At 44.4% G+C, this 11,984-nt stretch carries 10 protein-coding genes and 1 rRNA gene; 3 read left to right on the top strand and 8 right to left on the bottom strand.

What is annotated here, in order from left to right; genetic code table 11:
* A 16S ribosomal RNA gene (locus F461_RS0103965) occupies positions 1-170 on the bottom strand; the annotation flags it as partial.
* 582 nt (positions 171-752) lie between these two features.
* On the opposite strand from F461_RS0103965, the gene F461_RS0103955 reads away from it, so the two are divergent.
* The 3 genes from F461_RS0103955 (at position 753) to F461_RS0103945 (ending at position 5,673) form a co-directional block, all read left to right on the top strand.
* Positions 753-1,385 (top strand): tetratricopeptide repeat protein, encoded by a 633-nt coding sequence (locus F461_RS0103955; RefSeq protein WP_019999857.1) that lies wholly within the window; start codon positions 753-755, stop codon positions 1,383-1,385.
* A gap of 128 nt (positions 1,386-1,513) precedes the next feature.
* The gene (locus F461_RS0103950) at positions 1,514-4,912 is read left to right on the top strand and encodes an ATP-binding protein (protein WP_019999856.1); all 3,399 of its coding nucleotides are present in this window, start codon (positions 1,514-1,516) and stop codon (positions 4,910-4,912) included.
* A gap of 182 nt (positions 4,913-5,094) precedes the next feature.
* Complete coding sequence (locus tag F461_RS0103945; protein WP_019999855.1) at positions 5,095-5,673, top strand: TetR/AcrR family transcriptional regulator; 579 nt, start codon at positions 5,095-5,097, stop codon at positions 5,671-5,673.
* Positions 5,674-5,773: 100 nt separating this feature from the next.
* Here F461_RS0103945 and F461_RS0103940 read toward each other — a convergent pair whose 3' ends face one another.
* The 7 genes from F461_RS0103940 to F461_RS0103910 all read right to left on the bottom strand — a co-directional run bounded on the left by F461_RS0103940 (position 5,774) and on the right by F461_RS0103910 (position 11,982).
* The gene (locus F461_RS0103940; RefSeq protein WP_162139281.1) at positions 5,774-6,202 is read right to left on the bottom strand and encodes an FCD domain-containing protein; all 429 of its coding nucleotides are present in this window, start codon (positions 6,200-6,202) and stop codon (positions 5,774-5,776) included.
* Positions 6,203-6,491: 289 nt separating this feature from the next.
* Positions 6,492-7,859: a hypothetical protein gene (locus tag F461_RS0103935; protein ID WP_019999853.1), complete on the bottom strand. Its 1,368-nt coding sequence runs from the start codon at positions 7,857-7,859 to the stop codon at positions 6,492-6,494.
* A 5-nt stretch (positions 7,860-7,864) separates the two neighbouring features.
* Positions 7,865-8,362 carry a hypothetical protein gene (locus F461_RS0103930; protein WP_019999852.1) on the bottom strand — a complete coding sequence of 166 codons (498 nt, stop codon included), beginning with the start codon at positions 8,360-8,362 and terminating at the stop codon, positions 7,865-7,867.
* Positions 8,350-8,820 carry a hypothetical protein gene (locus F461_RS18495; protein ID WP_019999851.1) on the bottom strand — a complete coding sequence of 157 codons (471 nt, stop codon included), beginning with the start codon at positions 8,818-8,820 and terminating at the stop codon, positions 8,350-8,352. The genes F461_RS0103930 and F461_RS18495 overlap by 13 nt, the downstream gene beginning before the upstream one ends.
* Entirely contained in the window at positions 8,817-10,874 is a 2,058-nt protein-coding gene (locus F461_RS0103920; protein WP_019999850.1) for a phage tail protein, read from the bottom strand. The genes F461_RS18495 and F461_RS0103920 overlap by 4 nt, the downstream gene beginning before the upstream one ends.
* A gap of 50 nt (positions 10,875-10,924) precedes the next feature.
* A complete protein-coding gene (locus F461_RS0103915; RefSeq protein WP_026364600.1) occupies positions 10,925-11,485 on the bottom strand; it encodes a phage connector family protein in 561 nt (186 codons plus the stop codon).
* A gap of 95 nt (positions 11,486-11,580) precedes the next feature.
* Positions 11,581-11,982, bottom strand: a complete 402-nt coding sequence (locus tag F461_RS0103910) for a hypothetical protein (RefSeq protein ID WP_019999848.1) — start codon at positions 11,980-11,982, stop codon at positions 11,581-11,583.
* Positions 11,983-11,984: the final 2 nt, after the last annotated feature.

Genomic DNA, 11,984 nt, shown 5'->3' with positions numbered 1-11,984 from the left:
GGTATTAGCAGTCGTTTCCAACTGTTGTCCCGTACCAATAGGTAGATTATCCACGCGTTACTCACCCGTGCGCCACTCTACTCATCTCCGAAGAGACTTTCGCGTTCGACTTGCATGTGTTAGGCACGCCGCCAGCGTTCAATCTGAGCCAGAATCAAACTCTCCAGTTTAATAATTCTGTATTGAATTGCCCGTTACCTTAGTAACGAACAACGCTAGCTGATCTCTAAATCAATCCGATTCGCTATTTAATTGTCAAAGAGCTTTCTAAAAGCTCCGCTCGGCCAGTTAGCCTTGCGTCGAGTTGGCGTTTATGCCACCCTGCCGCTAAGCTGTCAACAACTTTCTGAAATTTAATTTCTTCCGTTGTCTGGCAAACCCTTGTCTCGCGGCGTGGAGGAGTGTCTATTCCTTCCGCCATCCGCTGTCAAACTCTTTTTTGAAGTTTTTTTAAAAAACTTTTAAAAAGGTTCAAAACAAGAAACAGAGCTATAAAAGAACAAACGCTACGTTTTGTCGCAACGTCAAAAAGCTTCTACGCAAATGCCTTTTTACCGTCAACAGAAATCTATTTTTTTCTGATAAGCTTATACAGAGGCTCATACCCGCATCTTTTTATACACAATAAATTAAGTACATTAGTGAATTTTGTATATATTTTTTACAGTCGCTTTTATTGCCTTGTGTTTTCTGTATTGATATTAAACTCTACTTCCTCTCAACATAATAACAATACAGGATGGTCGTTTTCCATGACAAAGCGCGAAGCTGAACGCCTAAGGCAAGAATTTGAAAAAGGAGTATATGTAAAGAAAAGCACTACTATTATGTGCATTGTCTTTGCCCTCTTCCTTGGGGTATTCCTTGGAAACCTGCTAACAGTCATATATACGGCGGCTCCCTCCCCTGCGAAACAGACCGCAAAAGTCCAGCAGGCTCAGCCACTGCAATCTCAAATCTCACAAGACCAAGCCTCAAGAATTATTGATTTGGAGCGCCAAACCCGTAACGAACCGACCAACGCCCTTGCATGGCAACAGCTTGGTAACGCGTACTACGATACCAATCACCCTGAAAGTGCTATTGCAGCATACAGCAGAAGCCTGGAACTTGACAGTTCACACGCTGACATATGGACAGATCTTGGCACTATGTACCGTCAAACAGGCCAATATCAAAAAGCCATTGAGAGCTACAACCAAGCACTCCAGCGTAATGCCACACACCCTAACGCTCTTTTCAACAAAGGGATTGTTTACCTGCATGATTTAAAACAAAGAGATAAGGGAATTGCGGCATGGGAAGAACTGCTCGCGTCCAATCCATTTGCTCAGACGCCACAGGGAAAACCACTCAAAGAATTTATTGATGAACACCGAAAATAGCCTTCTTTTGTCTAAAGACGCCGTCGGCAAATGCTGACGGCGTTTTTCTTTTGCATTATAGACATTTATTTATCATCGTTCTATGTTCTTTTTATTTAGCAACTCAGACAACTATAACGGTGAACCATATGCTTGCTACTCTGTTACGCTTCCGAAAAGCGATCTTTTGCTTTGTGTCATGCTGTGTTCTAGTTGCCCTCTGTATACCATCACTTAGCGATGCCCTGAACTCTGGTCACCGGGTGCCCGTTGCATACGATGTTTTTTTCGAAGACACACCGGTCTCTTCTATATATCAAATCGCTGCACCTGAATTTAGCAACGTATTTACCCCGCTGGATCAGACTCCAATCCCATACTCCGTCAAGCGAGTCTGGATTCGCATATCTATTCCAATTGAACAGTTTGAACGCTGGCGTATGAATGGCTTCTTTCCTTTTATGCAGTTCGGCGGTCTAGTTCGTCGCCCGACAACGCTTTTCTATCAACCTGCCAATAATTCACAACGTTGGCAGTCTTCTACGATCTCCCGTTGCCACATCCCGCTTCCAGATGCTTCAAAGGCTAGACTGGCAGAATACTACCTGCGCGTGGAGGGAAAACCAGGACTATGGTTTACACCCGAAATAACGTTACAGAACTCGGCTATGCCGACCTTTGTTCCTTCCTTACTATTCTGGCTTCTTATCGGACTGACCCTAGGTATTGCGGGATTAAATTTCTTTCTTGCCGTATTTACTAGGGCTGAGAGCTGCTTCTGGCTTTGCGTTTATACATTGCTTACAACGACATACTACACGTTTGGATTTTCACCATCCACCGCAGCAGGACTGGAATTTTCTACAGCGTGGACAATTCTTCTCCCCGGTCTGGCGTTAATCATTCTTCCGCATATTGGGCGTAATCTATTTTATAATGGAGAATGCCCGCGTCACATCAACGCACTGCTATGGGGACTCTCATTACTGGGATTGCTTGTTTCCTTTTTCCCACTCATTCCAGGATGTTCAAGTTCACAGCATTACCTCTCCCTATGGCCAACTCTAGCGGTGTTAGGTATTATTCCCGGTTGTGCTGCAATTTCTAAAAAAATTCCTGGTGGAAAAAGATTCACAACAGGCTGCCTGCTTACGGCACTTGGGGGGCTTCTCGCCTTATTGCCTGCGAACACCGCCGATATTGCTGGTATTCTGCAACTTATGCCTTTTGCAGGTGTCGCGATGGGCCTTATGATTTTTACACCGATTGCACTGCACGGTTCTGAACTTCATGCTCACAGCACCATTGACTACAACAGAAAACATCAAGACTTCACACCGGAAAAAATCATACATAAAATAAGTCATGACCTACAGTCGCCACTTACGACTATTGCCAGAATGGGTGAAAAATTACGTGACATTAATATACCCAAAGAAGGGGAGCATGCTCTGCGCACATTGCAATCCGCAACCCATGTTCTGCAACTACAACTGAAAGATTTACTTGACCTGAATAGAGCAGATAACAATAGGTTAACATTACAAAAAAATAGTTTTGATCTGCAGCGAATGGTAAAAGATGCATATCACATCATGTTGCCGCATACCGAAGAAAAGGGTCTATCACTTGCATGGGAGATTGCTCCCAACCTTCCGGTTCATTTTATTGGCGACCCAAACCGACTGATCCAAATCTTATTAAATCTATTGGGAAACGCCGTGCGTTTCAGCAATGCCGGAAAGATAGGTATATACGTCTCAAGTCTGCGATCTTCAGAGGAAACAGTGCAGCTCTTGTTTTCCGTAAAAGATCAGGGACGCGGTATTCCACTACAAAACAAATATGATGTAATGGAACGATTCTGTCAGGAACCTGAACAAAATTCAGGTAAATACTGTGGTTCCGGTCTTGGATTAAGCGTGACAGCAGAACTTGTTCATTTAATGGACGGTTTTCTGTGCATCGAGTCTGAGCCAAATATAGGCACGACAGTCTCCTTTACCATCCGTCTTGAAAGATTTGATAAAGCTGCACGAGATTATCCAAGCGCAATTGTTCATCATTCACTACAAAAAAGTTCCTCAAACGAGCAAGATAAGGAAGCAGTAATCCCCCAACTACTGATTATTGAAACACGGTCTGCGCCTTCTGAATCAATTCAGGAAAATCTTGATCCCGACGTGTTCCATGCTCATAAAGTAACGTCTTTTGATGAAGCTATTACAACATACGAGGCCGCTAACATTGATGCTGTTATTGTTGCAGCAGAACTGACAGAAGACTCCATTACCATTCTGTCACAGCTTCTTGAAGTTGACAAAAATCTTGATTCTCCTTCTACGCCCGCAATCGCCATTGCGAACAGCCCTGTAAGCGCGGAATTACTTTGCGATTCAGGATATGCTGAAGCATTGCCTACACCGGTGTCTAAACCCGACTTACTTGCTGCTCTGAAAAACCTTGGCTTATATAACCTCCCTCTTGAGGTAACCGAGCCTATAGATCAAGATACTGAAGAAACTAATGACGAATACGCAGACAATTTTGAAGAAATTGATGACGTTCCAGAGCTTGAACATCTATCCCTCTCAGGACTGGACATAGCACCAGAGCCAAAGCCAGAGCCAGAGCCAGAGCCAATAAATCTCCTGCCTGAGAATATAGTTCAAGAGACTATTGCAAACGAACCTGTCGAAGATATTGCTACAGCACCTTCTGCCTCTCCCAGTGGCACAAAAGCGTCTGCGGAAATCGCATATGAGCTCCAAAAGACAAAAAACGACGTAGACTCAAACCCAAAAATTTTGGAACCCAACGAACCAACAAAACTTTTATCAGATAAAAATTCTGAAAGTCTCTCTGGCGAAGTAACAGAAAAAAAATTGGACTCCTCGCAGGCGATACTCACGGATAATACAACAGAAGAGTCCGTTACTGCCGTCTCTGATTTTGATGTAGCTGAAGATACTATCGATCTGCATGATGAATACATTTTTGAGGAACTCGAAGAGCCCTCCGCAGAAGAAAGTAAATTTGATGACACCTCACTGCCGACGCCACAAATAATTACACCGGAAGAGGAAGCCTATCTGAAAGAAATTCTTGGTGGCAATGCTGTTATGTCAAAAACCGAAGATGAAGAAACACCAGCACGGGATGACATTCCACTGACTGAAGCTGTTAGCCACCTGACGCTTAACTCTGAAGAAGCGGGACATCCTGCGGAAGTTCTGGACACGTTTTTCCTTCCACAAATCCCTAAAATAATATCACAGCTGCAAGAAACATTTGAAGAAATTTCTATTCAGTTAGAGAAAGGATCACTCGAAGAACTTTTCAACCAAGCAGAAAAACTTCAGCAGCACGCACAAAAATATGCACTCCGCGAAGTCAACAAAATGGCAAGCTGTGTTGCACGCGCCGCTGAAGCAAAGGATCCAAAAGCAATCAGCAATCTTATGACAGAATTAGAGACTACAGTAGTTCAAACGGGTAAAGCGTTACGAAATGTCTACAAACACAGTTCATCAACTGATGACAGGTAAAAAAATTGAAAGATGCGCCCGGCACCTTAGTTACATTCAGATAACAAGAGTAGCAGCACGGCATCGAATATCTGCCTCAAGTCGTTGACAGCCTCAGAGTATCACGTTATCCCCTCTCACCTGTGCGAGTACACACTGGTGCAGGTGATTTGCATACTGACAAATAAAGGTATGAGGCTACCATGAAACGCGATCTTATTCTTGATACTGCTGCACGTCTTTTTGCCGAACGTGGATTTAGCAACACTCCTACCAGTCTTCTCGCCAAAGAAGCTGGTGTTGCAGAAGGAACAATCTTCCGCCACTTCCGTACAAAAGATGATATTTTTCTTACACTTATCACAAACGTCAAAAACCAGCTCATCGAAGATATTGAAAAATATCTTGAAGTACGTGAGCCAGAAAATGCACTGGAAAAAGTAGAATCCGTAATCAAATCTTTTTACGTCTTCGTAAAAAAGAACCACATGGAATTCTCCCTTATTTTCCGGGATGCTCCAACCCGTTACTGTGGTAACAGCGAAGATTTCTTCGTCCAGATTAAAGAAATCTACTCATATGTTACCGGCTACCTTTGCAATTCTATCGATGAAGGAAAACTTGACGGTTCCATCATTGCAGAAATTGATGCTCAGGAAACAGCGGACATGCTTATGGCGACTATGGTCGGCCTTGTCCGTGGCATGCATTTTGGCTTTATTGAGCCATCTGACAACATGCTTAAGACTGTTCTGCGGAATTTCAATAAAATTCTTCACTAGAACAGCCTGCACATACTCACAGTATACGTAGCTTCCGCGCGAATATTTCTGCTGTGAGTACATAAAAAAAAGCCGCTTCATGCGGCTTTTTTTTTATGTACTAATTAAGGTAGACTGAATAATACGTCCCCATCCGTAGCAACTGCCCCCGTAAGGCGGCACAGGCTCCTACTTCATCAAGCTCTTCAATACAACGAACGAGCTTTTTATTATGTTCGTAAAACGTTTTTCGATTAAACGCGACTGCCAAATACAAATCCCGACCTTCTTCAAACATCGGTATCAGATGCACAGAAAGCATAGACAGCATACAGTTTGAGGCCAAGGCAAACAGCTCTTCATAAAAACTTCGTAATACAAGCTTTGTCTCAATGTCCGAATGCAACACCGTTTTCTGTGCCGACACAAGGTTGTGCAGACGTACAATCCCTTCCCCTGTGGCATTTCTAACCACAGCTTCCAGTAAGGCCGTCTCTATGCTGTATTGAACTTGAATAATATCCTGCAGTCGGGAGGTATACGCATACATGCTTTCGCTTCGACTACATGTCTCAAAACACTTCTGTTGGATACACTTCATCTGCTGATACACGGCAACTCCTATCTCCTAGAAAAGATAGAATACCAAAAAAAAGTGTAAGCTCCATTATATTATGTAGTTTCATTAAATAGTGGTGCACACCACCGATCTAACATTTCTATACAAATTTGCTAGTATTTTTCTAGAGTTATACAAAGCAAATGCTATTTTTATTATCTATTATATTTTTTTACAATAAAACACACAGCACAACACTTACACTCATGCAATAAGTCCATCAAAATGCTTCCTTCTCAATAGTATGCAGAATAGTTAATACATCTTTATTTTCTTTTCGTGCAGAGACAATAGCATCTAGTACATAACGCAAGACCGTCATATCTGAAACAGCTCTTTTTTGTTTATCCGCAACACCAATATTTTTATTTTTTGTAAATATTGATGACGGTTCTGTTTTATTTTTTGTTGCTTGGAATGAGTATAATAGAGATAAAAGTTGCTCATTTTCAAATTGAGTCTTGGGTGAGTACTCCCCAAGCAAGTCATACAACAATAAGGCATCATACGGAGACAAAGAATCTGCCGGAAAAATACAACATGGTTCTGCACCACGCTCGCATTCTACGGATGCGGCAAATGCTTCAATAAAGATTGATGGCTCTGTTACCCACTGTTGCTGACGAATTACATCTATTACTTGTTGCTTTTCTCTTTCCGAAAAATCCTGTGAACAATAGAGTACTGAAAGTGCCGCGACCCGGTCTCCCCTGACAAGAAACTCACACACTTCCCGCGCAACATTTTTACGTGTTACCGCTGTAAAAAGCTTGTCCAGCTGAAGAGTCTGCACCCGTTCAGCCTCAACCCTATTCAACAATAAAGCATAACTTTTTTCAGAAATCTCCAACGCGTCTGCGGACACTTTTTCACAACAAGTACAGAGTGCATCCAGACGCTCCTTCGGATCATCCGTTTCGATTCCTCGAGAAATGACGTTATAGGCACTTTCACTTGAACTGCGTAAAAGAATATCCGCCACAAGTTCTGCATCAGCCGTCACGAGCATGTCCTTTCGTTCTGCAAACAAGCGGGAACCGGCGACGGGATTGTAGACAGCCACTTCTGAAAAAAAACTGCATAACAACGCAGAAGTATTTAAACGCTTTTGTCTTTCATTAATTCCACGGCTTTCTCCTTGAATTATCCATACAAGATCTTCTGTCTGTGACATTTTTTCCTGTAATTCATCTAAGGATTCCAGCATGCTCTTTCGGGAATTTTCATCGCTTTTTGATTCACTTGCCGTTGCATAGGCTCGCCCCAACACTTTTGCATCACCACACAGTCCTTGCAGACGCTTACGACACAACTGCTGTGCCTGCTCTACAATCTGCTTCTTTTGCTCAAACGGCTCGATCTGCGAATGGAGAAAGGCACTCCCGGCCAGTTGGGAAGCTACCGCCCCTCGAGAGACATCACTCCCACTGGATACAGCTTTAATAAAAATTTTTGACGCAGTCTCACTACTCGGTTGACCGTCTTCAGTTCCGGAACGCATTTCCTGCTCGGCACTAACAATTCGTTCTAACGCCATTAAGGCTTCAACAGAATCTTCCGGCATTGCTCTTTTTTCTTCAGCAAGCATACCAACTACCCCTTACCAAAAAGTGAAAGCCCTTTTTGCGCAGACTGAATAACAAACAATGGATTTGTAAGCGTATCACTCCATGAATCCTGAGTTGAAGTCCGGGATGACGTAAAACTACGAGCCTCTGCTTTAGCTCTATCTACATCATATTCCCATGCCTTCATTTCACTTTCATACCGGATATCGTTCATCGTATCCTGCGCATAGGCCCTGTTATTTACCAACAGATCAAGGGCACTGCCTGAAGCAAGAGATACATTATTTGCTGCAAATACACTTTGCGTCCGACCTTCAGACTGAAGGTACTTCCGCCGCTCTGCATTCATTTTCCGATCACCTTCAGCACGGGCATGGTTTGCTCGTTGCTGAGCTGCATAGGCATCAACCGGCGCTGTGTTTACAGCCGAGCGACTTATTTTCACCTTCGCGCTCCCCTGATTACTTGAAACTGCCGAAGCAGCAACAGCCAACAATGCTCCAACCCCTGCTACCGAACACATACCAAGTCCTCCTTATAAAACTCATAAAATGGTATTCCAAATGGTCCATATGGAACTGTATCTTGTGCCAAAGTAAACCCCATGCGACGAAGCCATTGAATAGAATTTTTATTACGAGCATCGACCATGTTACGAAGCACTGGATAAACACGATGCATCAATGGCAAAAGTTCCAGCGGCCAACGTAAAAAAGCCTTCGTGTCAGAACAAATGTCATCAGTTCCAAGCATCCACGGTTGTCCTTCGCAATCGCTTTTTATTGATGGGGCTACACCAATGACAGCTGCAACGACATCATGTATTTCAGCACACCAAAGCATCGTTGAATATTGCGCACATGCCACAAGCACCTCATCCGGATTATGTCCGTAAGCAGCCCATACTTCGTCATAATCCTGTTTTCGTAAACGGCCCTGCAACGCAATAGCATCCTCGATTCCTCCCTTACGAACAATCATCGCTCACCCATCTCAACCTGCATTGAATATGAGAGTAATGTTGCCGGAAGCGGCTCACACTGCCTGAAAACAACATTTGACTGAATTTCATACCCGCCATTAACTTCAACAACCGTCTCACCACTAAACAGCGCCGGAGCTAGATCCAGTCCTGCATCTTCGCGCAATGGCACCGGCTGTGGAGCAGTACTTCCTACTCCGACTTGAAGACCGGCAGTCTCATGCACATGCAAACTTACCCTGCTGACTCTTCGAGTTCGTCCTCTGCTACTCCCGCTTTGCAGTATAACTTCCTGCTCCATTGGAATTAATTCCGATGTATATGGCAATCCAATGTGCACAACAGAAGCAGCATGTGACAAAGTAATGCTGCCTTCTGAAACCACTTGGGGCGGTATCACAAACCCGTCTGCTAAAGCTTGAATACTTTCACCTTCAAGATGCTCCAAACCTGAAAAAGTCTCTGCCTTCTCTCCATGATAGCTTACGCCTGAATCAACAAAAAACTGCTCTTCTATGCCGTTGACACCGTAGGGAGCCAACCGCTCAACATAACGGCAGTTTTTTCCATTAACGACACGGGTCACAACACACCACAGTTCATCGCCCCTATCTCCATGAATACAGCAGACGGATTCAAAATGTCCTTCAGACGAATGTTTATGCCATCCGATAACATCATGTTCACGCTCATAGGTGAACGCAGCTAAGGAGCCATCAGACAACACGCACCAGACAACAGAATACGGCTCTTGCTGGTATGCCCATGACACAACAGGATTGTCCTTAAGCAGGTGTTCGGAAAGGATAGAAAGCTCCGTCCCCATATAACCATCTTTTTGCAACGAATACTGAAGCTCACGAATTACTTTACCGCCTTGTTGAAGAAAAAGAATGTTTTCTCCCACAACCAACGGCGCTAACGGCGCTGCCCCGATCACACTCTGCCGCTCAAACTTAATAGATGAAGGTGTGACGGCCTTGTTCTCACCGCCACTCAAACTCCATTCGCTACCAGCGGTACCTACAATGAGTTGACGCCCCGGAACCATCCATTCAATCTTGTTAACCCGTTCTGCCGCAATTGTTGCAGCGACACTGTCATCATCACGCAATGGATCAGAAATATTAAAATTATTATAACTGCCAGATTGGCTCATCCAAATAGTCTGCGGCTGGTTGTTGGTTGCGGCAAAACACAAACGTTGCTGGTAAAACTGCACAGAGCTCGGATATTCATCAGCGCGCTGAAACATCGTGCGGTATATGGGAAAACCTTCCGAAAAATCAGGGCTAGCGCCCCTGTCCACCCACTTCCTGCTTTTGGCCTGCCCAACAAATCCAAATTTTCCAGATTCATTCCAGCATTTATATACAGCATATATGGCATCATTATGTTCTGACTCCCATGTAAGCGTGATGGAAGATTCTACGGAAATTGTTTCCGGCCCCTGAAGGGTTATTGCAACAGACGGTTCACTTTCTTCTCGAGTAAATGGATCAATAGCAGTAACAACATACGAATATTCTCTTGAAGCTGTACCTTTTTTAGTCACTTCCAAATCTGTCGGAGGCTTCATCCGGCTCCCTAAAACAACCCGCTCAAGGTGCCACAAAGCGTGTCCCGTTCGACAAACTTTATATGGAGGACAGGAGGCACTGGCGACAAACAACACATCGGCAGACTGGCACACAGAAAGTGAATCTACGATGTCACTCGTCCAAGGAGTACCGATTTCTATAGGTCGCCCCGTAAGATTTGTCACAAGCCCGCCATCCTTCCATACCCGCATATATTTATTGCCAAATTCCAGAACGTACGCCTGATCTGCATTAAACGTAAACGGGACAAGTCGGACACGCGTCCCGCCGTCACGGCATTTCCCCAAGAATTGAAAACCGGGACGCCTCGATGCAGGCCCATGAGGAAGCACCATCATATTATGCAATTTTTTACATCCATTGCCATACCGAACCTGATCAGTACGCGCTCCCATAAGCGGAGACAGCTCTCCCCCGTTAAAATTGTTCTGTATAACAGTAACTGCACTCATTTTATTCTCCCCTGTCACTCAGCCCCGTCAGAACCTGCTAAAGAATCTTACTAAAGGGTTCTTGCCTGTAGCCAGCCATCCGACTCATCAATCTGCTGCACACCTTCCGCACCATCTACCGCCGCAGCACGCGCAAAAGAATCAACAAATTTGCTGTACATGGTTTGTTCCAGCTTTGCGCTGTTCATCAACGGCACAGCCAGTTCTGCGGCGAGTTTTCGCGCCATGACCTCTACAAATAAAGCAGGATATAAGGCAGGATCAGTCACACGAACAGTGATAATCGCCTTGGCAGGAGTACTGTCGGTGTACAAGACCCGCCCTTCCACCACCTCAAAAGGTTTACTGTCCTGCAACTGCCGTACACCGATGCAATCCGCGGGCAACTGATAGGCGCAGGCGAAATAAAAGGGTGGTGATTCCGGCAACTTTGGTAAGCGTACATAGCGGGTTGCAAAACTCCAGTGATGTGATTCAAGCAATTCATCACGCACCTCTGCATACAGTTGATTACATAACTCGGCACCACGTGTATTTTCTTCAAGTGAAACAATCGGGCTCCCCCCTACGTACTGTAACCCTTTATTACAAATAGAGATCACTGACTTCATAAAAAGCTCCTGTTCCAGCATCCACAAATGTCCAGAAAGCAAGCACTGCTCTCTGGACATTATGAATAACGCTAAGTGCTACAACGCAAGACTAATTAACGCGGCAGGAAGTCGCAGAAAACATCCACGGTTCCAACTATGCCTGTTTTGTTTGTGGAAATACGGCAACGCACATGCTTTGGAGCATTAGAAGCTACCGGCAGACGGGCAAGTTCGTCCCCCTCCTTATATGTTGTTACATCGGCAGACGTCGTTACCACGTGGTTCACAGGCATAAGTGTAAAAACACTTTTATCATCACTACCTTCAAGCTGTAACAAAACCTGAGTTTCTGCCGGAATGCTCACCTCATCTGCCGCAGCCATTACCACTTCAACAGCCCCCATTGTTGAACCGGCTTTAATAGAGCCCCCATTACCCACAACACCTGAATTAGAAGGAAGTGTCTGCGCCTTTGCCAAATACTCACCATTTACTCGCAAGGTATGTTTGTACATAG

The organism is Halodesulfovibrio aestuarii DSM 17919 = ATCC 29578 (genome assembly GCF_000384815.1).
GTDB classification, from domain to species: Bacteria; Desulfobacterota; Desulfovibrionia; order Desulfovibrionales; family Desulfovibrionaceae; genus Halodesulfovibrio; species Halodesulfovibrio aestuarii.
The sequence above is the reverse complement of the archived record's forward strand: the minus strand, read 5'-3'. Positions and strand labels throughout refer to the sequence as shown.